Source organism: Rhizobium sp. L51/94 (genome assembly GCF_019355555.1).
Lineage (GTDB): Bacteria > Pseudomonadota > Alphaproteobacteria > Rhizobiales > Rhizobiaceae > Rhizobium > Rhizobium rhododendri.
Genome location: NZ_CP072143.1, coordinates 310,502 through 336,701, shown reverse-complemented (window position 1 = coordinate 336,701; position 26,200 = coordinate 310,502). Strand labels below are relative to the sequence as shown.

At 57.3% G+C, this 26,200-nt stretch carries 22 protein-coding genes and 2 pseudogenes; 5 read left to right on the top strand and 19 right to left on the bottom strand.

The genetic code is table 11. The features are described from left to right. Positions 1–2: 2 nt before the first annotated feature. From J5274_RS25670 to J5274_RS25660, 3 genes are all read right to left on the bottom strand, one after another. Positions 3–3,089, bottom strand: coding sequence for an efflux RND transporter permease subunit (locus tag J5274_RS25670; RefSeq protein ID WP_219275794.1), 3,087 nt, complete (start codon positions 3,087–3,089; stop codon positions 3–5). Beyond that, positions 3,086–4,303 carry an efflux RND transporter periplasmic adaptor subunit gene (locus tag J5274_RS25665; protein WP_219275793.1) on the bottom strand — a complete coding sequence of 406 codons (1,218 nt, stop codon included), beginning with the start codon at positions 4,301–4,303 and terminating at the stop codon, positions 3,086–3,088. The genes J5274_RS25670 and J5274_RS25665 overlap by 4 nt, the downstream gene beginning before the upstream one ends. Positions 4,304–4,406: 103 nt before the next feature. Beyond that, positions 4,407–5,120, bottom strand: coding sequence for a response regulator transcription factor (locus tag J5274_RS25660; protein WP_219275792.1), 714 nt, complete (start codon positions 5,118–5,120; stop codon positions 4,407–4,409). 127 nt (positions 5,121–5,247) lie between these two features. On the opposite strand from J5274_RS25660, the gene J5274_RS25655 reads away from it, so the two are divergent. Both J5274_RS25655 and J5274_RS25650 read left to right on the top strand, forming a co-directional pair. After that, positions 5,248–5,931, top strand: a complete 684-nt coding sequence (locus J5274_RS25655; RefSeq protein ID WP_219275791.1) for a response regulator transcription factor — start codon at positions 5,248–5,250, stop codon at positions 5,929–5,931. After that, positions 5,918–7,288 carry a HAMP domain-containing sensor histidine kinase gene (locus tag J5274_RS25650; protein ID WP_219275790.1) on the top strand — a complete coding sequence of 457 codons (1,371 nt, stop codon included), beginning with the start codon at positions 5,918–5,920 and terminating at the stop codon, positions 7,286–7,288. The genes J5274_RS25655 and J5274_RS25650 overlap by 14 nt, the downstream gene beginning before the upstream one ends. 82 nt (positions 7,289–7,370) lie before the next feature. Here the strand turns inward: J5274_RS25650 and J5274_RS25645 are convergent, their stop codons facing one another. Together J5274_RS25645 and J5274_RS25640 are read right to left on the bottom strand one after the other, a co-directional pair. Next, on the bottom strand, positions 7,371–8,162 hold the full coding sequence (locus J5274_RS25645; protein WP_224130006.1) for a hypothetical protein: 792 nt from the start codon (positions 8,160–8,162) through the stop codon (positions 7,371–7,373). A gap of 26 nt (positions 8,163–8,188) precedes the next feature. After that, positions 8,189–8,455: a hypothetical protein gene (locus tag J5274_RS25640; RefSeq protein ID WP_219275789.1), complete on the bottom strand. Its 267-nt coding sequence runs from the start codon at positions 8,453–8,455 to the stop codon at positions 8,189–8,191. Positions 8,456–8,703: 248 nt separating this feature from the next. Here J5274_RS25640 and J5274_RS25635 point away from each other — a divergent pair, with 248 nt between their 5' ends. Both J5274_RS25635 and J5274_RS25630 read left to right on the top strand, forming a co-directional pair. Next, the gene (locus J5274_RS25635) at positions 8,704–9,381 is read left to right on the top strand and encodes a winged helix-turn-helix domain-containing protein (RefSeq protein WP_219275788.1); all 678 of its coding nucleotides are present in this window, start codon (positions 8,704–8,706) and stop codon (positions 9,379–9,381) included. Next, entirely contained in the window at positions 9,368–10,762 is a 1,395-nt protein-coding gene (locus J5274_RS25630; protein ID WP_219275787.1) for a HAMP domain-containing sensor histidine kinase, read from the top strand. Before J5274_RS25635 ends, J5274_RS25630 begins: the two co-directional genes overlap by 14 nt. A 53-nt stretch (positions 10,763–10,815) precedes the next feature. On the opposite strand, the gene J5274_RS25625 is transcribed toward J5274_RS25630, so the two are convergent. From J5274_RS25625 to J5274_RS25585, 9 genes and pseudogenes are all read right to left on the bottom strand, one after another. After that, positions 10,816–11,619 carry a hypothetical protein gene (locus J5274_RS25625; protein WP_219275786.1) on the bottom strand — a complete coding sequence of 268 codons (804 nt, stop codon included), beginning with the start codon at positions 11,617–11,619 and terminating at the stop codon, positions 10,816–10,818. Between the two features lie 76 nt (positions 11,620–11,695). Beyond that, a complete protein-coding gene (locus tag J5274_RS25620) occupies positions 11,696–12,385 on the bottom strand; it encodes a phosphatase PAP2 family protein (RefSeq protein WP_219275785.1) in 690 nt (229 codons plus the stop codon). Positions 12,386–12,472: 87 nt separating this feature from the next. Then, entirely contained in the window at positions 12,473–13,096 is a 624-nt protein-coding gene (locus J5274_RS25615; RefSeq protein WP_219275784.1) for a dual specificity protein phosphatase family protein, read from the bottom strand. 133 nt (positions 13,097–13,229) lie between these two features. Next, a complete protein-coding gene (gene fetB, locus J5274_RS25610) occupies positions 13,230–14,027 on the bottom strand; it encodes an iron export ABC transporter permease subunit FetB (protein WP_219275783.1) in 798 nt (265 codons plus the stop codon). Then, positions 14,024–14,680: an ATP-binding cassette domain-containing protein gene (locus J5274_RS25605; RefSeq protein WP_219275782.1), complete on the bottom strand. Its 657-nt coding sequence runs from the start codon at positions 14,678–14,680 to the stop codon at positions 14,024–14,026. The genes fetB and J5274_RS25605 overlap by 4 nt, the downstream gene beginning before the upstream one ends. 35 nt (positions 14,681–14,715) lie before the next feature. Beyond that, on the bottom strand, positions 14,716–15,516 hold the full coding sequence (locus J5274_RS25600) for an undecaprenyl-diphosphate phosphatase (protein WP_219275781.1): 801 nt from the start codon (positions 15,514–15,516) through the stop codon (positions 14,716–14,718). Positions 15,517–16,125: 609 nt separating this feature from the next. Beyond that, the gene (locus J5274_RS25595) at positions 16,126–16,647 is read right to left on the bottom strand and encodes a GNAT family N-acetyltransferase (RefSeq protein ID WP_219275780.1); all 522 of its coding nucleotides are present in this window, start codon (positions 16,645–16,647) and stop codon (positions 16,126–16,128) included. A gap of 29 nt (positions 16,648–16,676) precedes the next feature. Next, positions 16,677–17,018: pseudogene (locus J5274_RS25590) on the bottom strand (recombinase family protein); the annotation flags it as partial. 553 nt (positions 17,019–17,571) lie between these two features. Beyond that, on the bottom strand, positions 17,572–18,249 hold the full coding sequence (locus tag J5274_RS25585; protein WP_224130004.1) for a DJ-1/PfpI family protein: 678 nt from the start codon (positions 18,247–18,249) through the stop codon (positions 17,572–17,574). Positions 18,250–18,432: 183 nt separating this feature from the next. Here J5274_RS25585 and J5274_RS25580 point away from each other — a divergent pair. Further along, positions 18,433–19,535 (top strand): annotated as a pseudogene (locus tag J5274_RS25580) (IS110 family transposase). Positions 19,536–19,633: 98 nt separating this feature from the next. On the opposite strand, the gene J5274_RS25575 reads toward J5274_RS25580, so the two are convergent. The 5 genes from J5274_RS25575 to J5274_RS25555 form a co-directional block, all read right to left on the bottom strand. Next, the gene (locus tag J5274_RS25575; protein WP_111223089.1) at positions 19,634–20,713 is read right to left on the bottom strand and encodes an IS630 family transposase; all 1,080 of its coding nucleotides are present in this window, start codon (positions 20,711–20,713) and stop codon (positions 19,634–19,636) included. A gap of 54 nt (positions 20,714–20,767) precedes the next feature. After that, positions 20,768–21,688, bottom strand: a complete 921-nt coding sequence (locus J5274_RS25570) for a hypothetical protein (RefSeq protein ID WP_219275777.1) — start codon at positions 21,686–21,688, stop codon at positions 20,768–20,770. Positions 21,689–21,778: 90 nt separating this feature from the next. Next, complete coding sequence (locus J5274_RS25565) at positions 21,779–22,759, bottom strand: hypothetical protein (RefSeq protein WP_219275776.1); 981 nt, start codon at positions 22,757–22,759, stop codon at positions 21,779–21,781. A gap of 230 nt (positions 22,760–22,989) precedes the next feature. Then, complete coding sequence (locus J5274_RS25560; RefSeq protein ID WP_219275775.1) at positions 22,990–24,960, bottom strand: ABC transporter permease; 1,971 nt, start codon at positions 24,958–24,960, stop codon at positions 22,990–22,992. Then, positions 24,957–26,186, bottom strand: a complete 1,230-nt coding sequence (locus J5274_RS25555; RefSeq protein WP_219275774.1) for an efflux RND transporter periplasmic adaptor subunit — start codon at positions 26,184–26,186, stop codon at positions 24,957–24,959. Before J5274_RS25555 ends, J5274_RS25560 begins: the two co-directional genes overlap by 4 nt. Positions 26,187–26,200: the final 14 nt, after the last annotated feature.

Genomic DNA, 26,200 nt, shown 5'->3' with positions numbered 1-26,200 from the left:
CCTCAGTGGGCCATGGCCGCCTCGGACGGCTCCCTGCTAGTTCTTTGCGTCAGCCTCCCCAGCATCAGATAGATGACCGGCGTAGTGAACAGCGTCAGCACCTGCGAAACGATCAGACCCCCGACAATGGCGATGCCAAGCGGCACCCGCAGCTCAGAGCCGGGTCCGGCCCCGATCGCCAGTGGGACGGCACCAAGGAGCGCCGCAAGGGTGGTCATCATGATCGGCCGGAAGCGCAGCAGGCAAGCTTGGCGGATCGCCTCTGCCGGGCTCATCCCTTGATGCCGCTCGGCTTCCAGCGCGAAGTCGATCATCATGATGGCGTTCTTCTTGACGATACCGATCAGGAGGATGATGCCGATCATGCCCATGATAGAAAGGTCCTGACCGAACAATTTTAGGGCAAGCAGCGCGCCGAGACCGGCGGACGGCAGTGTCGATATGATCGTCAGCGGGTGGATCGCGCTTTCGTAGAGCACGCCGAGAACGATATAGACGGCGATGACGGCGGCCATGATCAGATAGGGTTCGCTTGCCATGGAGTCTTGGAAAGCCTGCGCCGTTCCCTGGAACGAACCGATCACGGTAACGGGCATTCCGACGGACACCTCTGCCGCGTGGATGGACGTCACGGCATCACTGAGCGCGAAGCCCGGCTCTAAATTGAACGACAGCGTCGTTGCCGGCATCGATCCCTGGTGATTGACCGACACGGGCGTGACGCCATTTCTCAATGTCCCGAGAATGCTCAAGGGAATGAGCTTGTCGGTAGTCGACGAGCGGACGTAGAGATGGCTGAGCGCCTCCGTCGTCAGGGCAAAGCGTGGGTCGACCTCCATGACGACGTGATACTGGCTGACTTGGGTAAACAGGGTGGCAACCTGCCGCTGGCCGAAGGCGTCGTAGAGCGTGTTGTCGATGGTTTCGGCATCGACGCCAAGCCGCGAGGCCGTGGTGCGGTCGATGTCGAGCGTCACGCTGGTCGCCGCCGTCTGCTGGTCGGAGATGACGTCCTGCAATTCCGGCAGGGCGGCCATCGTCTTGCCCATGACCGCCGCCCATTTGTCGAGTTCGGCTGCGTCCGGGTCCTGCAACGTATACTGACACTGCGAGGCCGAGGACCGCCCGCCGACCTGGATGTCCTGACGCACCTGCATGCCGATCGTTAGGCCCTCGAGATTGGCGGTCGCCTTCTTCAGCCGCGCCATCACGTCGGCGGCCGGGCTTCGCGTGCCAAACTGCTTGAGGTTGATCTGCACCTGACCGACGGCGGCCGACGGGCTCGGATTGATCCAGTAGGCAACGTTCTCGACGGCCGGATCAACGGTGATGATCTTGCCGAGTGCCTGCATATTCTTAGACATCGCCTCGAAGGAAATGTCGGTGGCCGCCTGCGCCTGCGCCTGGATGTAGCCGGTGTCCTGCTGCGGCAAAAAGCCCTTGGGCATCGACGTATACAGCCAGAGCGTCGCGGCAAGCGTTGCGAATGCGACAAACAGCGTGGGCAGGCGATTGCGCAGGACTATGTCCAGGCAATGCCCGTATCCCCGCGTGCAGGCGTCCAAGAAGCGCTCCGACCACAGATAGAGCCTGCCATGCGTCTGCTGGTGATCGTGCCTGATCAGCCAGGCGCACAGCATCGGCGTCACCGTCAACGACACCAGACCAGACACCAGGATGGCGACGCTGACGGTGACGGCGAACTCCCGGAAAAGCCGGCCAACGATACCGCCCATCAGCAGGATCGGAATGAACACCGCGATCAGCGAGATGGTCATCGAGATGATGGTGAAATTGACCTCCCTCGCGCCTTCGATCGCCGCCTGCAGCTTGGACTTTCCCTGCTCCAGATGCCGGACGATATTTTCGATCACGACGATCGCGTCATCGACGACGAAGCCCACGGCGATGGTCAGCCCCATCAGCGACAGGTTGTCGAGGCTGTAGCCGAGCAAGTACATGACCGCGAAGGTGCCGACCAGTGACAGCGGAATCGTCACGGCGGGAATGACGGTCGCCCAGACATTGCGCAGGAAGGCGAAGATGACCATCACTACGAGGCCGATGGTGATCAGCATCGTCATCTGTACGTCGGAGACGGAGGAGGTGATGATCTGGGTGCGGTCGCCGACGACGGAAAGCGTGATGCCCGCAGGAAGGGCGGCCTGAAGCGCCGAAAGCCGGTCCTTGATGGCCTGCGTCGTGCTGAGAATGTTGGACCCGGCCATCTTGTGGATGTCGAGCATGACCGAGCGGCTGTCCTGCAGCCAGGCCGCCTGGTGCGTGTCCACTGGCCCGGTGATCACCGTTCCAAGATCCTTGACATAGATCGGCGCGCCGTTGCGGTAGGCGACCACCATCGATTGATAGGCCGGGACGTCGACAATCTGGTCAGTGGCGTCAAGAACCGTTGTGCGACCGTCGCCGGACACAGATCCCTTCGGCGCGTTCAGGGTCTGCGTTCCAACGATCGTGCGAACGTCCTCAAGCGTCAGCCCACGCGACGCGAGCTTGTCCGGATCGAGACGAAGGCGGATCGAAGGGCGCTGCGGCCCGTGATAGTCGACAAGCCCAACGCCGCTCATCTGCGATATTTGCTGCGCGATGATGTCTTCGGCGTAGTGATCAAGTTCCGTCAGCGGTAGCCGGTCAGATGTCAGCGCCAAGGTCAGGAAGGTTACTTCCGCGGGGTTGGTTTTGTGGAATGTCGGTGCGCTTGGTAGATCCTTCGGCAGCTGGCCGCTGGCGGCGCTGATCGCCGCCTGCACGTCCTGGGCGGCACTGGTCAGGTCACGGTTGAGATCGAACTGCATGGTGATGCTGGTGCGGCCGGACGAACTCGTCGAGGTCATCTGCGACACGCCGGAGACGGTCGAGAGCTGGTTTTCCAGCGGGGTAGCAACAGACGTTGCCATCGTATCGGCGCTAGCCCCCGGCAATGTCGCTGATATCTCGATCGTCGGAAAATCGACTTGCGGCAGCGAGGCGACGGGCAGTTTCGAATAGGCGACAGAGCCTAACAAAATCATGCCGAGCGCCAGCAGGCACGTACCGACGCGGCGGCGAATAAAGACCTCGGAAATGCTCATTGAGCGATCTTCCCGGCGCTGGCGACCTTTTGCAGTACCGCTAACTTCGGTGCGATCTTCGTTCCGTCCGTGAGCCTCGATTGGCCGGAAATGACAACTTTGTCCCCAGTTGCCGCGCCGGAGAGCAAGCTCGTCATGCCATCGACCACCGGTCCGGTCTTGACCGATGACGTGGCCACGGTTTGATCCGGCTTCATGACGAAAACATAGGGTCCGGTCTGGCCGTTTTGGATGGCCGCCGATGGCACGACCGTCTGGTTCTTTTCCGTTCTCAGCACAATCCGCGCAGTCACCAGTTCGCCCGGCCACAGTGCAAGATTGCCGTTGGCAAACTCGGCCTTGAGTTTGATCATGCCGGTCGTGGTGTCGACCTGGCTGTCGATCACCGAAAGTCTGCCGTCCCCCAGATGCTTGGAGCCATCGCGACTGTCGACGGAAACCGCCAGAACGCCTTCGGACTGGCCATCGACTAAGGCCGGGACCTCGTCCTGCGGCAGCGTGAACTCGACCGCAATCGGATGCATCTGGGTGATCGTCACGATGCCGGCCGTATCGCTGCTGTGGACGATTGCCCCCTGTTCGGCGGTTCGCAGACCCGCACGCCCGGAGATCGGCGCGGTGACCGTGGCAAAGCTGAGGTTAAGCTTGGCGATATCCACCGCCGCCTGATCGCCATCGACCGTCGCCTGGAGGACCGCGACCTGCGCCGTCGCCAGATCGGCGGCCTGGGTCGTGCCGCCGCCCGAGGTGGTCAGGCGCCTAGCCCTCGCCTCGTCAAGCTTGTTGCTGGCGAGCTGGGCCATGTCCTTCTGCAGGCTCGCCTGCGCCTGCGCCAGGGCGGCGTCATAGGGGCGCGGATCGATCTGGGCGATGGCATCGCCGGCATGGACGGTCTGGCCCTCGGAAAACAGCACCTTTTGCAGCTGCCCATCGACACGCACCTTGACGTCGACGGCGGTCAGCGGCGTCACCACGCCGAGGCCGGACCGCTCGATGGGCAGGTCCTGCATCGTCACGGACGCGGTGTCCACCGGTATCGCTGCGGCAGCGGCCTTGGGCGATTGTGCCGACACGCTCTTCTGTGCCGGCCAGAAGACCGAAACGGTGGTTCCGGCAACCAGCAGGAATGCGAGGCTGCCAAGGATGGCCCTGTCCCGCGGGCGGCGCGGGTTGGTGTCAACGGCGGGTTTCGTCGGAATTGCATCATGATTCATGGGGCGCTCGCTCAACTGGACTTGGCGATACGGATTGGTGCATCGCAGCATCACAGTGCGGGTCGGCGCATGGACGGCAAATCGCGCGAAGATGAAAAAAAGTTTAAGGAGCCGCTGTCTTGCCGGCAGGCTGCGCCCTCTCCGGCCCCGTGGCCAGCCGGTAACCGACACCCGGTATCGTTTGGATCAAGTCGAAGGCATGGCCATGGTCGATCTTGCGGCGGAGCCGATGGATGTGCATGTCGATGATGTTGCCGCGCGGCTCGAAGGCATAGTCCCAGGCCGCCTCCAGCAGCATGGAACGGGTGACGACGGCATTGGCATGCCGCATCAGCGTCTGTAGAAGCAGACATTCGCGAAACTGCAGCGAGATAGCCCCTCCGGCCCGCATAGCGATCCGCTGCTGGATATCGAGGGTGAGATCGCCGGCCGTCAGCACCGCCCCGTGCGCGGCACCGTCATGCCGCCGCGCGATGGACTGCAGCCGCGCCATCAGCTCGCCGAAGGCATAAGGCTTGGCGAGGTAGTCGTCGCAGCCGGCGCGAAGACCTTCCACCCGATCGAGCGGATTGCCGAGCGCGCTCAGCATCAGGATCGGCACCGGGTTTTGCTGACAACGAAGGGCCAGGACCAGATCAATGCCGCTCATCTTCGGCAGCAGGCGGTCGACGATCAACGCGTCATAGATGTCTTCGCTGGCGAGTGCCAGGCCGAGTTCGCCATCCGCGGCGCGGTCGATGACCATTCCGGCCTCCGACAAACCCCGTACAAGGTAGTGAGCGGTCTTATCATCGTCCTCTACGACTAGCACCCGCATGGCATCCCAACCGTTAGATTAAAATATTTTCATGTTTGGGCGAAACCCGATTAGTCTTCGCACATATAAGGTCGCACAGCAGTCTGACCATATGCCAGCCGTATAAGGCTTGCTCCTTGGAGAAAATGTGTCGAGAATCTTGGTGATCGAGGACGATGTGAAGACCGCTGCCGAGATCGAAGCGGCTTTGGTCGACAATGGCTGCGAGGTCGCCTGTTCGCACGACGGACGCGAGGGACTGGTGAAAGCCGTCTCTGAAAATTTTGATGCCATCGTTCTCGACCGAATGTTGCCGGGCAGCCTGGACGGCTTGGGATTGCTGGCGACCCTGAGGACGGCGGGTGTTCAGACTCCCGTGTTGATCCTCAGTGCGCTATCGGCAGTCGACGAACGCATCCGGGGGTTGAAGGCGGGCGGCGACGACTATCTGACAAAGCCCTTCGAGGCGCTCGAACTGACCGCGAGGATCGATGTCCTCGTCCGCCGCCGCTACAGCGTCGCCCATGAAACCGTGCTGAAGGTCGGCGATCTCGAAGTCGACCTTCTGAACCATGTTGTCAGGCGGGCGGGACGATTGCTCGATCTGCTGCCAAGGGAGATGAAGCTGCTGCAATATCTGATGCGCCATTCTGGCCAGGTCGTCACCCGGACCATGCTGTTCGAGGAGGTCTGGAATTATCGCTACAACGAACCCACCAACGTCATCGATGTTCATATCAGCAAATTACGCAAAAAGGTCGACTTGGCGGGCCTGCCGCCGATGATCAAGACGATGCGTGGATCAGGATATGTTCTAGATGCGGCTAATTGAACTCGTTCGGACGACCAGCTTCCGATTGGCGCTTACATTCCTCGTCCTGTTCAGCATCGCGGCGGCAAGTCTTTTCGCCTTCGTCGCCTGGCAAACCTCCGACTTCATCTCGCAGAGAACGGATGAGTGGCTGCTGAAGGAGATGTCCGGGCTCCAGGATGTGCCGCCGGATGTGATCCGGACAAGACTGGTCGCGCGTCAGGCGAACGGTCTCAGTCTCGAGCGATCATTCGCTCTCTTTGACGCGAACGGAAAGTTGCTCGCCGGCAGCGACATTCCCCTACCATCCAACGCAGCGAGCGCCACAACACCGTTCGACTTTAAGGTGCGCGTCGGCGATCGCCGTTTGCCGTTTCGCGGTGTAGTCAGGCGGCTTGAACACGGCGAGCAATTGCTGATTGCTCAGGGTGTTGCCGAACAGCACGAGTTCAACGAGCAGCTGTCGAACGCCCTGCTGCTAGGTGCTGTGGTAACAGCGGTCTTGGGATTGTTCGGAGCGGCCTTCGTCGGAGCAGGCTCAATCCGACGCATAGAGCGCATCACCCGCAGCGCTCGGATGATCATGGATGGTGATCTGGCGCAGCGCTTGCCGACAGGCCGAGCCGGTGGCGATATCGACCGGTTGGCTGCGGTCGTTAACGACATGCTGGAGGAGATCGAGCATCTGATGCACGAGGTCAAAGGCGTCTGCGACAATATCGCCCATGACATGCGCACGCCGTTGACCCGCATGCTGGCTGGCCTGGAACGGGCACGCCGGCGCGCCGTGACCGTCGAGGACTACGGACGATATGTAGACGAGGCCGTGGTCGAGCTGCAGGGCATTTTAAAGACATTCAGCGCACTGTTGCGAATTTCGGAAGTCGAGGACGGGATACGGCGGTCCGGGTTTCTTCCCGTCGATCTGGCGGAGATCGCACAGGACGCAATGGAGTTCTACGAGCCTTTCGCCGAGGAACGCGATGTCGCGCTTTCCTACCGCAATCATCTGGGATCAGCCGTGACTCTGTCGGGTGATTCCAATCTGCTGTTCGAGGCCATTGGCAACCTGATCGACAATGCCATTAAGTTCACCCCGGCTGGCGGACGGGCGACGGTCACACTCGAGAAGATCGATGGTGCTATCCGTCTGATCGTCGAAGACACCGGATGCGGAATTCCGCCCACCGAAGCGGAAGCTGTTTTGCGCCGCTTCCACCGAGCAGAGCCGAGCCGACATACGCCCGGCAACGGTCTGGGCCTTAGCCTTGTATCGGCTATAGCCCGGCTGCATGGCATGGCACTGGGAATAGAGCAGCCCGCCCAGGGAAGCCGAATCGTGCTCGTGATACCAATGCTGACTCCAAAGCTCCTTTAAGTTTGCGGAAACCGCGTACCTTATTGATGCGCGGTCTGCTTATTAGCTAGCGTCGATGTTCGAACGTGGAGGAAGATCGACTTTAAATTGAAGCTTTCTGCTCCATGTCAGCCTCGGAAGCGTATCGGGCCGTCATATAGACCACGATGAGCACGATCACCGCGAGGAACAGCAGGCTGGTGTAGATCGTTCCCAGCCCAAGTCCGCCATACTCCATAGGCTGAGACAGATAGTCCCCCAACGATGCGCCAAGCGGTCTGGTGAGGATGTAGGCGAGCCAGAAGGCGACGACGGCGTCGAGCTTCAGATAACGGTAAGCAAGGCCGATAGCGCCGATGATCACGCCGAACAGAATTCCCGTCGTCACATAGCCAAGGCCCATCACCTCGGCGATCCAATCGCCGACGGCCGTACCAAGTGCAAAGGTGAAAAGGATAGCCAACCAGTAGAAGATCTCCCGCCTGTCAGTCGAGATCGAATGGATCGAAAGCGTACCCTCACGCACCCTCCAGACAACAAACGTCAGGGCCAAGGCGATGGTGAACCCGATCACCGTCGCAAACAGGGGGATGCCCAAATTGTCGACGAGGTTGTCAGTGACCAAAGTCCCGACAATGCTGATCATCACCACCGCCGTCCAGTATACGTATGGAATATAGCGCTTCTGGGCATACTGGATCTGCAAACCGACGAAGAGAAGACCAGTCATGATTAGCGTCGTCGCCGTCAAGCCCAGCCCGAGGTTGACGGCGAGATAGTCGGCGGCTGTTTCACCCATCGTCACGGCCATCAACTTGATGAGCCAGAAATCGACGGTGACGCGCGGGACACGGTTAAGCGCTTCCGCCGGGCCCATGAGGGTAATTGTTTTCATGACGTCTCTCCTGGCCGCAGCGTTCTTCACTTGCCCATGATCTTCATGGCTTCCGACAGAAACTTGTCGGACCGGGTGTCATCGTCCGCATTGCAACGCTCGACGGCCTTTGCCTCAAGATCGTCGACCTTCGTCTTGTCGGCATCGCTCAATTTTGCGGAGGCCTTGGTCGCCCGCATGTCCTTCAGCATTTCCTCGCAGGGCACCGAAGCGGCGTGGGTAGGAATGGCAAGAGCAACGAGGCCGGCCAGGGCAACGACATTAAAAAGGGCAGCGGCAATTGATGTTCTCATGTGAATAGCTCCGAATGACCGACTTGGCGGTGATTGATCTTCCGCACGATGCGATTTCTGATCGGCGGCAGATCAAGCTATACTGGGTTGCGCATACGACATTCTGTCCGCAACAATACGGTTTCGTAAGGCAAACCAGAGGCTTATGTTACGAATCTGTAAGGTGCGGCTAAGGTTGGTGACACAATACTGCGATACCAAAGCGCGCAACCCCGGATTCCGTCTGAAGCGAAGGACGTCAACAGCCCATGCATATTCTCGTCGTCGAGGACGACCCCAAGACGGCGCAATATATTTCCAAGGGTTTTCTGGAGATGGGGCATGTCTGTGACATCATCGCCGATGGACGAGATGCGCTCTTTCAAGCAACGCGTAACCCTTACGATGTGATGATCGTCGACCGGATGATTCCGGGGCTGGACGGCCTGTCGATGGTCCGGGCGGTTCGCGCCGCGCAGGTGAAAACGCCGGCAATTTTTCTGACGTCGGTCGGAGGGGTCGACGACCGGGTCGAGGGACTGGAGGCCGGCGGCGACGACTACCTGACCAAGCCATTCGCATTCTCCGAGTTGTTGGCGCGCGTTAACGCGCTTGCCCGTCGCCCGCCGATCCAGCAGGAGAAAACTGTCCTTCGCGTCGCCGACCTCGAAATCGATCTCGTCCGCAGGCTCGTCACCCGTCAGGGCCAGGTGATCGAGCTGCAGCCGCGCGAGTTCACTTTGCTCGAGGTACTGACGCGCGGCGAAGGCCGGGTTCTGACGCGCACCATGTTGCTGGAGCGGGTCTGGGACTTTCATTTCGACCCGAAGACCAGCGTCGTCGAAACCCATATCAGCCGGCTTCGCGCCAAGATCGACAAACCCTTCGAGGTCCAGCTTCTGCACACGGTCCGTAACACGGGCTATTGCCTTCATGCGCCGCGCTAGGCTGTTGCGCAGCACGCCGTTCAGGCTGGCGCTGACCTTCGGCATCCTTTTTATTACGGCCTTTCTGATCGCCGGCGCGGTGACCTACGAACTGCTAAGGCGGGAATTGTCGCGCGCTTTGGACATGTCGATCCGGGAAACCTATTCCGTTGTTGCCTCGACTTACGTCGCCAACGATCTCGAGGACCTGACGGCAGCGGTCGGCACCTATGCCAGCCTTAGCCGCTCGAACAATCGCATTTTTCTCCTGCTCGATCCCGATGGCAGAAGGGTGGCGGGAAATATTCCGGCCGCCCGTTTCCAGGAGGGCTTTTCCACCGTTCCTGCCAGTGACGTCGGAATGGCAAGCGATGGCCAATTCCGGAGTTTCGCCGGAAATGTCGGACCCAATCATCTGATCATCGGGCAGAGCTATGTCGAAACGAACCATCTCGAAAGGATCGCCCTGGTGAGTTTCGCCTGGGCTTCCGTCGCCATCGTCGCCTTGGCCGTGGCCGGTGGCGCGTGGCTCGCTGGTCGCGCGCAACGCCGTCTCGATGGCATCGAACGGACAATGGTCGAGGTCTCCGGGGGCAACCTAACCGACCGCATACCGCTACGCGGAAATGGCGATGATATCGATGTCGTCGCCACGCACATGAACCACGCGCTCGATCGCCTCTCCGGCCTCGTCGAAGGCATGCGGCAGGTCAGCACCGATATCGCCCATGACCTCAAGACCCCGCTGAACCGCCTGAAGATGACCGTCGAACAGGCAATACAGCAAAGCGAGAGTGGACAAGAGACACTGGCCCTGTTGCTCGAGGCGCGTGCCGAAGCCGATCATATCAACGCCACCTTCGAAGCCCTGCTGCGTGTCTCACAAATCGAAGCTGGCGCACGCAAGACGCGTTTTAAACGCGTCGACCTATTGGGCATTTTAGCCTCCATCGCGGAGATCTATGGCGACGTCGCGATCGACAATGGACAGTCGATACAATTCGATCCGAGTTCAAGCCCGTCGCAGTGGGTGCTGGGTGATCCTGAATTGCTGACCCAGATGTTTGTCAATATTGTTGAAAACGCCATCACCCATTGTCCGGCGGGCACCGTCATATCGATAAGGTCCGGCAGGGATGGTGAAAGTCCGCAGGCTGTCGTCGCGGACAACGGCCCAGGGATTCCACCAGAAGAACGGGCCCTGGTTTTCCGGCGTCTCTATCGGCTGGACAAAAGCCGGACGACACCGGGCAGCGGGCTGGGCTTGAGCCTCGTGAAGGCGATCGCAGAACTGCATGGTGCAATAGTTCTGTTACAAGACAATCAACCGGGACTGTCCGTCGTCGTGCAATTTTCCGTGTCTGACGTTCATGCGGCTGCCAACACCGAAAGCGTCTTTTGACTGGCACTGGCTTGACCTCCTGCGGGTCCGAGCCGCGCGCCGCGGCATCGACTTCAATACCCACCGGCGGGTAGTTCAGTCTTCGATCTCTTTCTGGTCAGCGACGAATAGACGACAAGCGCACAAATTAGGATCGCCAGAACCAGGCTGACGGGACCGGTTCCCCAATTCAAGCCTCCGCGGGCGGCATTCACGCCCATCCAGTCCGCGAACGAGGCACCCAGAGGCCGGGTGACGACATAGGCGAACCAGAAGGTCGCAATTTCTGAAAAGCCGAGTTTCCAATAGGCAATCGCAGGAAGCGCGAACACGACGGCAAACAGAATGCCGGATTGCAAATAGCCGAGCCCCATGTTTGTCGCGGTCAGATCGCCGGCCGCAGTTCCGAGTGCAAAGGTGGTCGAGACGGTCGCCCAATAGAAGAGTTCGCGCCGCGTCGTGTAGACGCTGTGAATCGACAGCGTTCCCTCGGTCCGCTGCCAGATCGCGAAGATCAAAGCCAGCGCGACAGCAAAGAACGGCGTCGAGATCGCGTAAGAGATGCCGAGCACGACGTGCACCACGTCGGCGGCCATTGTCCCGAATACCGAGACCATGACGACCGCCAGCCAGTAGATCCAGGCGATGTAGCGCTTGGCCCGCAATTGAAGCACCAGCGATGCCACGAAGGCAACGCCGCCAAATCCGACAGCGACCATGGGATCGATGGTGGTGACGAGGTAGTCGGACGTTGTTTCACCCATACCCGTAGTCAGGATCTTGATGATCCAAAAAAGCGCGGTGACCTCAGGGACCTTGGAAGCCCCCATCTCGAGATACACAATGTTCAGTTCGGGCTTGCGGCACAAATCTACCATTTGACGGGACTTCCTGGATCGATTTTAGGGTGGAGATAAATAAAATAGATTGGAGACGAAGCGGAGCGGATGACGTCTATCCGCGCGAACGCGCCAGCGTCAGGCGTTTTGTCACCAGCCAGCACACCAGGACCCAAACGACGCCACAGCACCAGCCAGCCACGACATCGATCGGATAATGAACACCAAGGTACACTCGGCTCGACCCAATGAGGGCGATCATGACAAGCGCCAGAGCGTATCCGCAGGCACGCAGCCGACTGGAGGACTGGGTGGCGGCAAACAGCAGCGCAAGGGCCAGATAGGTGGCGGATGAATCGGTAGCGTGCCCGCTTGGAAAGCTGAAGCCGCTCGCTGGAACGACGTGCAATCCTATGTCCGGTCTTGGACGCCCAACAGCAAGCTTGATAATGTTGAAGAGGCACCAGGCACCGATCACCGAAAAAAGCAAAAACACGCCATCTGATCTTTTCCCGACGATGAAGAGATATCCCGCGACGGCTGCGGCGATGATGCCAAGTGCGACACTGCTGCCGAGGTCGGTGATGGCGATGAAGATATGGACGAGTGACGATGGACCCAGTGGCACAGACGTATCGTCCCTGTGGCGGATCACTAGCAGCACGTCATGATCAAAACGCTCTGTCCAACCATTCACCACGGCGACCATCAGCGACACGAACAGAAGCGATCCGATAGCGATCGAAGTCCGGGCAATTCTCAGTCCGATGCCGGACTTCTCGCGTCGATCAGAGGAGGAAATCATTTCAAGCCCCTGGTGTCGATACGCAACGACGGACACCGGCGTCGGTTCGCAGGCAGCTCGGGACGCGATGAAAGGCTGTGAAAGAAATCACCCACTGACTGGCTTCGAATTCGGGGGCGCCAGAACCTGTTCCTTGACGCCGAAATGCTTTTCGAGCTTCGTCCAGCTAGAATCCATAGCGTAGGTCGGAGAAACCGCCTGCAAGCCAACATGGCCATAGTAGAAGGAAAGTTGCCGTTCGGCCGTTTCCTCATCGACGCCGGCGATCTGCTGGCTGTAAATGACCGAAACCAGGCCGGTTCTGTCGGCACCGCTGTTGCAATGGACCAGGATCGGCTTGGGGGCCGACCGCATGATCGCAAAAAGGCGGTCCGCCTGATCCGGCGACAATTCATGCGATGACGACATGCGGAAATCGATGTGTTGGACGCCGAGACGGTTGGCCTCCGCCAGCTCGCTCCCGTACCATTTTGCGGCCTCGTCTTCACCCCGCAGATTAATCACCGTCTTGATGCCGTTCTTCTGCACGTAATCGGCAAGCTGTTGCGGCGATGGCTGCGCCGACCGATAAAGCTCGCCCGGAATGACAGTATGAAAATTGCCCGTCAGTTGCAGCGCCCAGGCATAGCCGCCGAGTGATGCCGCAACGGCAAGCGCCGAAAGACCGGAAACTGCGAAGGCTTTTTTCAAGCGTTTAGAAAAAAACTTCATGGGTAAAGTCCACCATTGACCGTGCTGTCGCTTATGGCGAAGCCTACTGACAGCTACCTGAAAGCACTGGGGAATTGCTTGAGATGTTCCGCATCCACCACCAACGTATTTGCATCGGACTCGGCAATCGCGACTAGCCGTTGGTCAGGCGATCAAGTCTGACACGGTGGCGCTCATCGGTCAGCCGCGAGAGCGACAAGAAGACGGTGATGATGATGCTGGCGACCGACGCGGCGCACAGCAGGAACATCAAAAATATCTGCGACTGCGCGGCTGCCATCGGGTCCTGACCGACCAGGATCTGGCCGCTCATGATCCCCGGCAAGGTGATGATACCGGCACCGGCCATCTGGTTGATGATCGGAATGGCACCCGCATGGACGGCGCGGCGCATGACCGAGGACACCGCCTGCCAACGGGTATAACCGAGCGCAAGTTGCGCTTCGATGGCGTTGCGTTCACTGGAAATGCTGCCCAACAGGCTGTTGAGCGCCACGCTGGCAGCATTCATCGATGTCCCGAGAATGATGCCGGCGATCGGAATGATGATCCGAGGGGTCGTCCAGTCTTGGCTGGTTGACAGGGTCACGAGAGCAAAGGCCGCGATTGCCGTCGTCGACAGGCTGACCGCCACACCACTGATCAGATAGTGCCAGATCCCGGCGATGCGCCGCTGCTGACGCGAACCGACTTCGAAGGCGGCGGCCGCGATCATGGCGATCAGCAGAAGCGCCGTCAAAAGGTGGCTGGCGCTTTGAAACAGGGCCCGCAGCACAAATCCGATCATCAGCAATTGCAAGGCGGTGCGCAACGCCGCGATCAGGATCTGCCGATGGATGCCGAGGGACAGGGCCAGCGAGAGACCTGAACTGAGCAGCACCAGCCCGCTCGCCAACACCAGTTCCATGGGCCCGAAGGTCATGCCGCTCATTGGCCTGTCCCCATGGTGAAAACGGCCTTGCTGAGTCTTTGCACCTGGTCGGCCGCGTGCGAGACGATGACGATGCCGATATCCTCCGCGATGAGTTCGCGGATCAGTGACTCGACCTGCAGGGTGGAATTGTGATCGAGAGCCGAGGTCGGTTCATCTAGGAGGAGAAACCGTGGCCGCTGTTCGATCGCCCGCAGCAGCGCGAAGCGCTGCCGCTCACCGGTCGACAGTCGGTCGGGCGCTGCGTCAAACAGAGCCTGTGAAAGACCCAGATGCTCGGCACCGCCTCTATTGCCTTGTGTATCGCGAAAATGCGCCCCGATCGTCGGTGCCCACCAGCCGGGCTCCGATCCACTGTAGCGTATCAACCGACGCCATTGCGGTGCGGGCATGGCGGTGCATTCCTGGCCATCGAGCCAGCAGGACCCCGCATGGGGCAGCAGATCGGCCATCATTCGCAGAAGCAAGGATTTCCCCGATCCGGAAGGACCGGCCACAGCCAGACATTCTCCACTTGCAACCGAAAGGCTGAAAGGGCCGATGTCACCGGATTGCAGGCCTGTGGTCTTCAATATCGATGGCAAGAACGAACCGTTCCGCTGGATTACCAGCTTTGTTTCCTGGATGGGGTGAAAAGACAATGGCCGTCGCATCGGTTTCGAATGAGGCGGTCGCCAGACGAACGACACTAGCCAACCGTCAATAGGCCAATCATTCCGATCACTCCAACCATAATCCGCCACCACGCGAACGGCGCAAATCCGCGCGTCGACACGAAATTTAGCAGTGATCGCACCACCAGCAGGCCGGAGACGAAGGCAGCGACGAAGCCGACGACGATCAGTAGCCCGTCATCGGCGCTGAGATCGTGCCGGCTCTTGAATAGGTCGAGGGCGAAGGCCCCGACCATGGTCGGCATCGCCAGAAAGAAAGAGAATTCGGCTGCCGACCGCTTATCTCCGCCAAGCAACAGCGCGCCGACGATCGTCGCCCCTGACCGTGATGTGCCCGGTATCATGGCCAAGCACTGGAAGAAGCCGATGCAGACCGCCATTGGCCAGGAATAGTCCATGGCATCGCGATAAAGAGGTTTGAATGCGAATTTGTCGACCGCCAGCAGAACGAAGCCGCCGAGAACGAGCACGATGCAAACCAGCATCGGCGTCTCGAAAAGCACAGCCTTGATATAGTCGTGGGCTACAGCGCCGATCACCGCCGCCGGCAGGAACGCAAACAGAATGGCGAGCACGAAGTGACGCGCGCGTCTGTCCGTCGGTAGGGCCTTTGCAATGCCTACCAGGCGCTGGAAATAGACGAGCAGGATTGCCAAGATCGCGCCGAGTTGAATGAGCACGTCGAAGGTCGCGGCAGACTTGAAGCCCATGAAATGGCCGAGAAGTATCAGGTGCCCGGTGGAAGAAACGGGAATGAATTCGGTCAGACCCTCGACCAGGCCGAGGATCCACGCCATTGCGATCTGTTCAATCATGAATTCGGCCTTGCGTGCGCGATCTTGGAAGGAATGAACGGCCGGATGCGGAGCTGGTCACCGAGCGGACGTGCAGCGGATGGAGAGGCCCGCGTCACCAATATCGAAAGAGGACTTCGCCGCGTCGTCGTCTCGCAAACCTAGCTGACAGGAGCCTTAACGAGCCGGTTTCAGGTGGATGTCAGCATGCCGGTGCATCTTGACTGCCGAAGCTGGAGCCGAATAGGTGCCCGTACTGTTAGTGGAAGACAATTTCATAATCGGCAACGCGCTCCGCGACCATATCGCTGCGGATGGCTGGTCCGTCGATTGGTCGGTCGACCTGCGTTCCGCGATTTTCGCGACTGATCACCGGAAGCATCTCCCTCACTCAGCGTCAAATGTCTGCTCGCGTGCTCATGATCACTCGACCTCCTGCCGAGGCTGCTGCAGAAGAAAACAGAATGATGCTTATTTCAGTTCCAGGAGACTAGCTGCGGCGCGCGTTCGGAAATATTGCCAAAAAAGTTAGGGTCGCCACCCTTCGCGGCGAGGCACGACTTGGCAACGAGTGGACCAATACATCCAGTTCGGCAAACAGATCGGAGCGAATCTGGCTTCCTGGCCAGGCTATACGATAATTAGCATTGCCGCCTCGTCTGCATACTCAAGATAGAACATAAGAGTAGGTGACGGGCTCGTTTCGCCATTATGGCTTCGAGATATTGTGACGGCACGGCCTTCCGGCATCTGTGGTGGCGGCAACCGGTTGCGCCAGCGGGTGCGCGAGTTATGGTTGTGCAGCTCGGAGCACGCTTTGTTGGCATGCAGAAGTGCGTGGGACTCGCGGTTAGCCCCGATTTCCAGCCTTTTGTTTGCAGCTTCGATGTTCATATAGGTGGTCATTCCAACGGCTTTGCCACTTGCCCGTTCAATAGTGGCAAATAGAAACATGGAGCCGATAGTGCGGAGCCCAAGCCGTCTTTCAATTTCGACCCCCATATTTTCTGGCTCTGGTACTTTTGTGTACCAAATCCGATGCAACTCACCGTCGCCGGCGGCTTCGACCAGGTCATCATGATGCTCCATCGTAAGCGGAACGACGGATGCGAAATTGCCTTCTGCCGCGAACAGATCTGGCCAAACTGACATTCAGAACACTCCAAAATTCGTATCGATGGTTATGACATTGACGAGTTTTTCTCAGGTCGGTTGTTGCGCCTTGTTATTTCGCCAACGGTATTCTTGCTGATGCCGAGATGGCGCGCGATCCAGCGGTAACTGCGGCCTTCCGTAATCATTGCCATGACTTTCGGCGTGAGGCGGTCCGACTTTGGGCGATCTCCGGTCTGGCGGCCTAGCTTCTTGCCGCGTGCCTTTGCTGCGGCGAGGCCGGACTTGACCCGCTCACTGATGAGATCACGCTCGAACTCAGCAATGCCCGAGAGAAAGGTCGCGAGCATGCGGCCATGCGGAGACGACAGGTCGAACGCCATACCGTTCATGGCGATGACGGAAACCTTCCCTGGGACAAAAAGCCTTTCGATGAAGGCGCCTCTGATGAGATGATATTCATTGCGGGTGCGGCCTAATTTTCTGACGTGACGCCCTTACTGAAATGCTTTTTTGATCGCCAACTGAACCCGTCTTCTGAAATCGACAGCGGTAGCTGAAGCGCGCCTTGCCAAGGATGAGAACGCATTTCGACTGCCTGATTAATGCCGAGCCGCCCTATTAGGGCGGCCTACCTCTAGGCCTTACTTTCGATCGATATATCTTTAATATATCCAAAGGCGCGAGAGAATATATTTGTAATCTAAACGTATTATTATGAGTAAATATGCTACTCAATATTGCGCTTTCGGCATGGCTATGGCGAACTACATGTGGGCTTGACTGTCCTGTATCATATATATGAAGCGGGTCTGCGCATGTTCGACAGGGAACTAAGGCTTGTCGTTTCGTTGGATATCGGCGCCTGGACCGCTCATGGCATCGGCGGGATGAACATTGCTTCCGTCGCACGCGGACGGACTGGGGTATCGGGTTAAGATGCGCAGATCCGGATGTCTGTTTCTATACAGACCTGCCGACCAGAAGCGCCTCGCGTTCCGCTCGCGATCCCGCCATGCGGGCTCGCGCTGCCGCAAGCACGGACGAGGGGGCAGTTTCGGGCAGGCCCGAGCTGAAGGGAGGCGCCGGCGCATATTCTAGCGAGAGCTGGATTATCTCGGCCTCCTCCCGTCCCAATAGCTCCGCGACAACAGTAAGTCCGAAGTCGATGCCAGACGTCACGCCACCCGCGGTGATGAGGGATCCGTCTCGAACGACCCGCTCCTTTGCCGGTACCGCGCCGAAGCGCTCCAAAAAGGCGTGCGCGTTCCAGTGCGTGGTGGCCCTCCGGCCCTCAAGGAGACCGGCCTGGCCAAGAACGAGCGATCCCGTGCAAACTGACGTCACGAAGCGAGCCTTCGCCGCCTTGTCCCGCACAAAGGCCAGTGTCTCCTGGTCGAAGAGCAGCGCGTTGACACCAGCTCCGCCGGGCACGCAGAGAACATCGAAATCCGGCGCGTCAGCAAAACGCGTGTCGGGCTTCAGCCAGAGGCCAGTCGAGGACCTCACGGGTTCGAGGTCCTTCCACACGAGATGGACTTCGGCGCCATCAGCGGAGGCGAAGACCTCATAGGGGCCGGTCAGGTCCAACTGCTGGACCGCTGGGAAGCAGAGAAACCGAAACGAAACTTCATTGGCCAACTCCTGTCTTGACTGCCAGACTTTAACGCCTAATGACTTGGCCATTGCGCCAATCATCGCTCATTTCATGCCAAACGTTTCACCTCATCGCATACCCCCGTCGATCTTGGCGCAATATTCGTCTCGTTGGAATTAAGTAAATCGACGTGGCTGGTGACAGCTCTGTCACCTGGCAGCGAGAAGATGTCCCGCCACTCCGTTACTGGAGGGGATATTGCCGGCTTGTTCGCATGCTTTGCAGCGCTTCGTCAGAAAGCCACCCGGCGAAAGAACATACTTTACCCACTGGTAGTGATTCAGGAGGCCGGGCTGGATGGCTTCTGGCTGGGACGAGTGCTCAGCAAGGAAGCTTGGATTGAGAGCCACATTGTAGAAGCCGCATCAATTGCCATGCCGCGCCGCCATCGCCGGGCGAAGACCGACCGTATCGACGGCGAAACGCTGATCCGCGCTTTGATGGCATGGAAACGTGGCGAGCCTCGTGCGTGCTCGATGGTCAAACTTCTTACACCCGAGGAAGACGACAATCGACGAATTGGACGGGAGCGGAAAACTCTGATTGCGGAACGTGTCTTCCACGTCAATCGCATAAAGGGCCTGCTCTTCACGCAAGGAATTCGGGATTACCAACCTGTCAATCGAGATCGCCGCCAACGTCTGGAAGAACTTCGGACTGGCGATGGTCGACCGCTCTCAAAACATTTGATAGCAGAAATATGCAGAGAACTCGATCGCCTCGGATTGTTGCTCACACAAATCAAGGCTGTTGAGGCCGAGCGAGATGCCTTGATCGTTCAGGAGACGCCGGAAACGCCGAAAGAAGCGACCGCGCTTTTAGGCATCAAAGGAATAGGGCCGGAATTCGCTACGATACTCACACGGAGGGCCTGTTCAGACACTTCGACAATTGACGCCAAATTGCATCTTACGCAGGTCTTGCCCCCTCCCCCTGGCAAAGCGGTAACGTCAATCGCGAACAGGGCGTGTCTAAGGCGGGAAATCCGCGTTTGCGAGCCACCATGGTCGAGCTCGCCTGGCTATGGTTGCGGCATCAACCGAAATCGACATTAACATTATGGTTCAAAGAGCGCATCGCTCGGAACGCCGGCCGCTTAAACCGCTCGACGAGGACGGGCTATGGTTCCGGCCCGGTCGCTTCGTCTTGGTATCTCATGTTCCCGGCATCCAAGCCGATATCAGGTCTATCGATCCGAGCAGTGTGCAACTCACATTTTAGACAACCTTTCAACTTCCGCGATGGCCCATTTCCGTTCCAGGTCGTGTAAAGGCTTATCTTCGATCCAGCACTGGATCGCGTTGATGCTTTTGTTTGCTCTTTCATCGTCTAGGCGAGCCAACGTTTCAGCAATCAACAACTTTAATTCTAGTGGATGGAATCTAACGCTTGGTGCCCGCGTTTAACGGCGGCGATGATTTTGTCGGGATCGGCGGTCCAAGTGAAGGGCTTTGGCTTTTTGTTGTGCTCAACGAGGAAACGGTTGATGGCGGCCTGGAGATCGACGACGGAATGGAAAACGCCGCGTTTCAGACGCCGCTTCGACAGCCTGGCGAAGAAACCCTCCACCGCGTTGAGCCATGAGCTTGAAGTCGGAGTGAAGTGGAAGGTGAAACGCTCGTGACGGTCGAGCCAGGCTCTCACCTTGGGATGCTTGTGGGCAGCATAGTTGTCGAGGATGACGTGGACGGCCTTGTCGTCCGGCACCTGGGCGTTAATGGCGTTGAGGAAGCGGATGAACTCCTGATGACGATGACGCTGCATGTTGCGGCCGATGACGGTGCCGTCGAGCACGTTGAGGGCGGCAAACAGCGTGGTTGTGCCGTGCCGCTTGTAGTCGTGGGTCATGGTGCCGAGCCGACCCTTCTTCATCGGCAGGCCCGGCTGGGTGCGGTCGAGCGCCTGGATTTGGCTTTTCTCATCGACCGACAACACGACGGCGTGGGCTGGCGGATCAACATAGAGGCCGACAACGTCTCGCAGCTTGTCGACGAATTTCGGGTCGTTGGACAATTTGAACTGCCGCCACCGATGAGGTGCGAGGCCATGCGCTTTCCAGATACGCCTGACTGCGCTGGCGCTGATGCCGGCGGCCGTCGCCATCATGTCGGCCGTCCAGTGCGTCGTCTCGCCCGGCGGATCAGCCAGCGTCAGGGCCACCACACGCTCGGCGACATCGGGTCCGAGCCGCACAATACGCGACGGCCGCGTCTTGTCGCGCAGGAGACCCTCGACGCCTTCTGTGGCGAAGCGCTCTTGCCAGCGCCATACGCAGGTCTTCGATTTGCCGGTCTGGCGCATAATCTCGACAGTTCCGACGCCATCGGCACTCAGCAGGATGATCTCGGCCCGCCAGACGTGCTTTTGGGGCGCATTGCGATCCCTGGTCAAGGCCATCAGGCGTTGGTGATCTGTTGGCGAAACGGTGAACGATATTCCTGTGCGCATGCGCCAGACTCGCATGCCAACCCAGCAAATGGAATCCCATACAGGACTCTTATGTCAGGCGGTAACCACTAGTTGATCGCTGATGCCGCTTAGATTGCTTTGGTTGGTAGTAGACTCTAAGGAGTTTTCGAGATTTCCGAGGAGCAATTCTAGCATAATTTGATCAGAATTGCTGGCCCTTAAGATTGCTCGTGCAAGGTCACATTGGGTCGAAACAGAGCCCCGGAATTGCTCGGAAATGCAATCATAGAATTGTGTCGCAGACCGAATCTGGCCATTGGCCATAAGACTTCGTAGCTTGAAGTTGGAAAATCTCGGGTTACTGGAGATTTGAACAGACGTATTTTCCGCGACCGAAATAAGGTCTGCGACCTCGGCAGGTTTTCCCGCAAACTCAGCATCAGCCAAATCTTGAAGTAGCCGGAAGTCATATACATCCTGGTCTGCTCTCTTTTGTTGCCAGGTTTTACGATGCGTTTCCACATCCCACTTACCGGATTCAATTTTCGGAAGGACGTCATCAACCTCACTGGGGTCGCCAATCCACGCAATTATCCCAGCCCTATCCGTTAGAAAAGCAACCGGTATACCTGTCTGACCACTGTCCTCGAACCAACGGCGTGTCACTAATCCGCGCGATAGCGGAGATGGTACTTGCGAAAATGCCTCGAGCGCCATCAGACCACTACTGTCAACCGAGGCCGCCGCCGCCGCAGTTCTAGCTATGTCTCTCACCATTATGGCCACCCCATAACAGGGAATGCCGCGACCTTCGTAGACCCGAGATAGCTTCTCGAACGATGGTAGGCTTGAAAGGCAACCCGCGTTCCAAAGGACTATCAACGAGATACGATTCAGCTCTATCTTTGCGGGGAGAGGCGCGTTAAATGCCAAAGAGAGCTCAAGTGGCGGAGCCTGATCTCCAGGAAGTAATCGTAACGGCTTGTCTTTTTGAAGATCAGGCAGCGCGCTCAATATTTCACCCATGAAGCTAAATTAGGCATGCACCCACGCCGGTATTTCCACTATTGTCCAAAATGTTGCATACGCAAGCAAACGTGTCTCTTAAGCAAGGGGCACCAAATTTGCTGCATCCTTGAGCATTGCATTCCTCTCTGCCACTTGGTATGTTTTGAACTCAGAAATTTGTGAAACTGCCGAGAGCTTGTTTTTAATTTCTTTAGTAATTGCCGGGCTGCCGATCGAGGTCTCAGCATTCAAGTCAGCGGAATATTTAACCTTGTTTACCAGTGTTCCGCTAGCCTCCACTGCCATAATGGTCGGCTCTGCTATGACGGGAGTGGAAGAGGCGGCCACCGTTGACCGGTCCTCAAGTACTGTTGGGGACTTGAAGTCATTGACGCTATAGATTGGAATATCGTCAGCAATGCGGGCAGTCGCCACATCCCAGCTTTTGTCGTTCAATACGACGTTTGCGTCAATTTCCTTCAGGTCGTCGGCCAAATGGTACGCGAGCCGTAGTACGTCGATATTTCCAGAAGCTCCAATAGGGCCGGCATTCTGCGTATAAGTGAGCTGGTCACCATCAATCCGGACAGTAACACCCTCATCAAGTTGAGCAATTTCGTGAGCTTTGCCGGTTGTCAGGAAATTGTAGACCTTGGCATGCCCGTAAAAATCGGCCGTCTTTTGGAGGGTGATGTTCCTCCGTCCAGCACCATCACGCGGAGAGTACGAGAATTGCACCCATGTTGTGTGCCTCTGGCCAGAGTTAGGATGATAGTCGCTAGCGCTGAGGCTTGTGCATGAGCCAAATGCTGCCCGCTCACCATCCAGTATTCCGAATTTTACTGCTGTAACCCCATTGTCAGCACTGGATTTAATAACGAACTGGTCGTTTACGTCGACAATCGCTGCATGCTTCGTTTGGCTATCGGCCGCGTGAAGCTCGTTAACTTTCCAGGTTAAGTCTGCTGAGCGTGCGACGTTAAGGTCCTTATGGGCTAGCGACTCCCCAGCTGTCGCGGAGAAGCTTGAAAGTCCAAGTAGGACCCCAGAAAAGATCAGAGCCTTTACAGAAATCATCGTCAATTCCTTTCAGCTGAAGGCAAAGACAGTTCGTCCCCCTCAGCGCTAGCGTTGAGATCTAATTGCATGAATTGAGGTTGTGTATTTCAGTACGCTTTCGTCGATAAGCGGTAAAAGTCTACCTTGTGACTCAAGTTATGTAAATAGACGTGATTGCTTTTTGCGTTCGAATGTAACGAAAAATGAAGCGCCGAAGCACATGCACCGCGAAAACTGGCCTTGCAAGATTACTCTCTTGCAAGCGCGGTAACAGGTTTCAGCCTTGCCGCACGAAGAGCGGGAGCGAAGCCGAATATCAATCCCATCAAAATTGCGCTGATCAGGGCACCCGCCAAAGAGACGCCAGTGAAGATCACAGGAACTCCAAACCCGAATGCTGCGACAGCTCCCGCCGCCAACCCCAAGACCAGCCCCAATAGGCCGCCAAACACCGTCATCGTTACAGCTTCCGTCAGAAACTGGATCAAAATGTCTAAAGTTCTTGCTCCACCAGCGATACGAATTCCGATTTCACGCGTTCTCTCCGCTACAGCCATGAGCATAACGTTCATTATACCAATGCCCCCAACTATCAGCGAAATTGCTGCGGTGGACGTAAGAAGTAGTTTGAGAGTATCCTGAGTTTTGGTCTCAGCATCGATGTACGCGGCTTGATTTAGGACGCGAAAATCATCGCCGCCATGGGCTTGATTTAGCACATTCTTAATATCGTCCTCTGTATCTTTTGACGCATGAATATTCTCCATTATCAGGGAGATCCACGTAAGCTCTTGCGTGCCAAACAGCCGTATTTGACCCGTTTTTTGTGGAACAACGATGGAATCATCGTTGTTTGTACCCGTACCGTCACCTCCCTTAACGGCGAAGACGCCGATAATTTGAAATGGCACTCCCTGGATGAGAATTATTTGTTGGAGAGGGTCTGAGCCAACGGGGAATAGCCGGCTGGCAACTGCGGCTCCCACGACGGCAACCGTTGCCAGTTTGCGATTATCGTCATTTGTGAAGAACCGTCCGCGATCGACTTGCCAGCTCTGGACCATCGGAAAGTCGTCCGTACTTGCTGCAGCAGTCGTCAGGTAGTCTACATTGCCTGCCCGCACCGTGACGCGACCTGCAAGATATGGTATCGCCGCCGAGACATTTGTTACAGTTCGAACCAGGTCCACATCACTGGCAAGCAACCTGCCGCCGGCTCCACGGCTTCGCTCACCACCAGGCACAACATATATTCGGCCGGCGCCATATACAGCCATCCGGTCGAGGACGTCACGTCGGGCACCCTCTCCGATTGCCATCAGTGTTGCAACCGATGCTACGCCGATAATGACACCAAGAAGGGTGAGAAAAGTCCGGAACGGATTGGCACGTAGTCCCCTTGCTCCAGACTTAAACGCCTCCGTTACATTGCTCCGGATAGTGGCAACCGGAGAATTTACCTGATTAGCTGACAAAGCTACTTTGTCAGCCGTGGTAGCGTTTTGGGAAGGTTGACGTGTATCAGTGATGACATTCCCATCATGTATCTCAATGATACGTCTTGCGGATTGAGCGGTCTTACGATCGTGTGTAATAAGGATCACAGTATGACCTTGCATTGCAAGATCGCTTAGCAACGCAATGACTTCGCCGCCGGTTTCGCTATCAAGTGCACCAGTTGGCTCATCTGCGAGGATCACCTGTCCCCCATTGACCAGAGCTCTGGCAATCGAAACGCGTTGTTGTTGTCCTCCAGAGAGTTGCCCTGGATAATAATGAAGGAATGACGCTAGGCCAAGCTTTCCTAAAAGCCAAGAAGCACGATCTCGCCGCCGATCTTTAGGATCTCCGGCATAGGCAGCCGGCATTTCTACATTCTCTATGGCGGTCATCGAAGTTATGAGGCGATATTGCTGAAAGATAAAGCCAAACGTCTGACGCCGATGGGCCGCCAACTGGTTGTTGGTTAAGGATGTGACGTCACGGCCGTTGATTCGATAGCTTCCGTCACTAGGATGATCGAGAAGGCCAAGGATGTTCATCAATGTCGACTTTCCAGAACCGGACGGTCCCATAATCGCGACAAACTCACCAGCATCAATAGTGAATGAGACATTGCGTAGCACTCTGGTTGAGCTGGTTGCGGATTCCGGAAATTCCTTTCCAACAGCAGCTAGTTCGATCAAGGGATATGGCATTGATCCATCACCAGCCTTCATAGCTGTAGCCCAAAGATGGAGCGGCCGCTTTTAACTGTACGGTGTCCCACCACAACGCGATCACCCGGCGCTAGGCCATTTAAAATCTGTGCCTCAAAACGGGTACGCAGGCCAATACTCACTGTGCGGAGATCGCTATGACCGATGGCATCAATAACTGTCACTTGGGCTTTGTTGTTTTCTCCTGGAGAAATCATCAATGCGCTCATGGGAGCGACAATCGCGCTCTCAACACTGGCGGTGATAAATGATACCTGTGCGGTCATTTCTGATCGTAAGTCACCGCTCGTATTGTCGATATCAAATAGCGCTGTATATAAAACAACCGTGTTTGAGGCGGCCTGAGCTCCCCCGCCAATGGCTCCTTGCCCCGATTGCTGATCTGGCTTCTGTGGAGCCGGCAATATTTGCCGAAGTTTTCCAACCCACCGCCTTTCCCCATAACCAAGTGTCGTAAACGACAAATCCATGCCTACCCTTAGTTGAGGTACATCCGCTTCCGAGACTTGAGCCCAAACCGTCATGGTGTGAAGATCTGCTATTCGCATGACCATTGGGGTGGAGTATGCTGCGTTAAGTGTTTGTCCTTCGCGAGCATCGATTGAAACAATCGTCCCTGCCATAGGCGCGTAAATTTTGGTATAGCCAAGAAGAGCTTCGTCGGATTTCATAGCCGACTGCATTTGTGCGATCTGTGCACCAATAGATTCGGCCTTCGACGCTGTTGTTTTGGCGTCGCGTACCGCAAGATCGTAAGCAGCCTGTGAAATAGAGCTCGTTGGTGCAAGCCTAATATTTCGCTGGAGTTGGGCTGCGGCATAGGTAGCTTCAGCCTGTTGAGCAACGAGATCTGCTTGCAATTCCGTCAATTGAGCGCGATCAGCATCTACTTTTGCAGCTTGGACCGCAGGGTCGATTTCGGCAAGTAGGTCTCCGGCGTTGACCGGATCTCCTACTTCGAAGTGAACCTTTTTCAGTGTTCCTGACGCCTGAGCCCCGACATCGACGTATGCGCGAGGCAAGATTTTGCCGGTGGCTAGAACTATTTCTCTGACCGCCCCGCGCGAAATCTGTTGCGATAAGACACCTTCGGGAATCGACGGGCTTGCTCGATTAATCCAGATGGAGTCTGCGACTAATAACGATATTAATACGATGACTACAGTGAAAATCGAGTTCCGAAAGCGCGTACTAGCCCGGAACTCTTTGCTGCGAATATCAATCACATCCGTTCCCAATA

Excerpts from the sequence above, each read along its gene's own strand:
- J5274_RS25640 (WP_219275789.1), bottom strand. The coding sequence starts at position 8,455 with ATGAGAACATCAATTGCCGCTGCCCTTTTTAATGTCGTTGCCCTGGCC.
- fetB (WP_219275783.1), bottom strand. The coding sequence starts at position 14,027 with ATGAGCGGCATGACCTTCGGGCCCATGGAACTGGTGTTGGCGAGCGGG.
- J5274_RS25650 (WP_219275790.1), top strand. The coding sequence starts at position 5,918 with ATGCGGCTAATTGAACTCGTTCGGACGACCAGCTTCCGATTGGCGCTT.
- J5274_RS25600 (WP_219275781.1), bottom strand. The coding sequence starts at position 15,516 with ATGATTGAACAGATCGCAATGGCGTGGATCCTCGGCCTGGTCGAGGGT.
- J5274_RS25620 (WP_219275785.1), bottom strand. The coding sequence starts at position 12,385 with ATGATTTCCTCCTCTGATCGACGCGAGAAGTCCGGCATCGGACTGAGA.
- J5274_RS25615 (WP_219275784.1), bottom strand. The coding sequence starts at position 13,096 with ATGAAGTTTTTTTCTAAACGCTTGAAAAAAGCCTTCGCAGTTTCCGGT.
- J5274_RS25645 (WP_224130006.1), bottom strand. The coding sequence starts at position 8,162 with ATGAAAACAATTACCCTCATGGGCCCGGCGGAAGCGCTTAACCGTGTC.
- J5274_RS25660 (WP_219275792.1), bottom strand. The coding sequence starts at position 5,120 with ATGCGGGTGCTAGTCGTAGAGGACGATGATAAGACCGCTCACTACCTT.
- J5274_RS25635 (WP_219275788.1), top strand. The coding sequence starts at position 8,704 with ATGCATATTCTCGTCGTCGAGGACGACCCCAAGACGGCGCAATATATT.
- J5274_RS25665 (WP_219275793.1), bottom strand. The coding sequence starts at position 4,303 with ATGAATCATGATGCAATTCCGACGAAACCCGCCGTTGACACCAACCCG.
- J5274_RS25565 (WP_219275776.1), bottom strand. The coding sequence starts at position 22,759 with ATGATTTCTGTAAAGGCTCTGATCTTTTCTGGGGTCCTACTTGGACTT.
- J5274_RS25575 (WP_111223089.1), bottom strand. The coding sequence starts at position 20,713 with ATGCGCACAGGAATATCGTTCACCGTTTCGCCAACAGATCACCAACGC.
- J5274_RS25625 (WP_219275786.1), bottom strand. The coding sequence starts at position 11,619 with ATGGTAGATTTGTGCCGCAAGCCCGAACTGAACATTGTGTATCTCGAG.
- J5274_RS25670 (WP_219275794.1), bottom strand. The coding sequence starts at position 3,089 with ATGAGCATTTCCGAGGTCTTTATTCGCCGCCGCGTCGGTACGTGCCTG.
- J5274_RS25605 (WP_219275782.1), bottom strand. The coding sequence starts at position 14,680 with ATGCGACGGCCATTGTCTTTTCACCCCATCCAGGAAACAAAGCTGGTA.
- J5274_RS25560 (WP_219275775.1), bottom strand. The coding sequence starts at position 24,960 with ATGAAGGCTGGTGATGGATCAATGCCATATCCCTTGATCGAACTAGCT.
- J5274_RS25595 (WP_219275780.1), bottom strand. The coding sequence starts at position 16,647 with ATGTCAGTTTGGCCAGATCTGTTCGCGGCAGAAGGCAATTTCGCATCC.
- J5274_RS25630 (WP_219275787.1), top strand. The coding sequence starts at position 9,368 with ATGCGCCGCGCTAGGCTGTTGCGCAGCACGCCGTTCAGGCTGGCGCTG.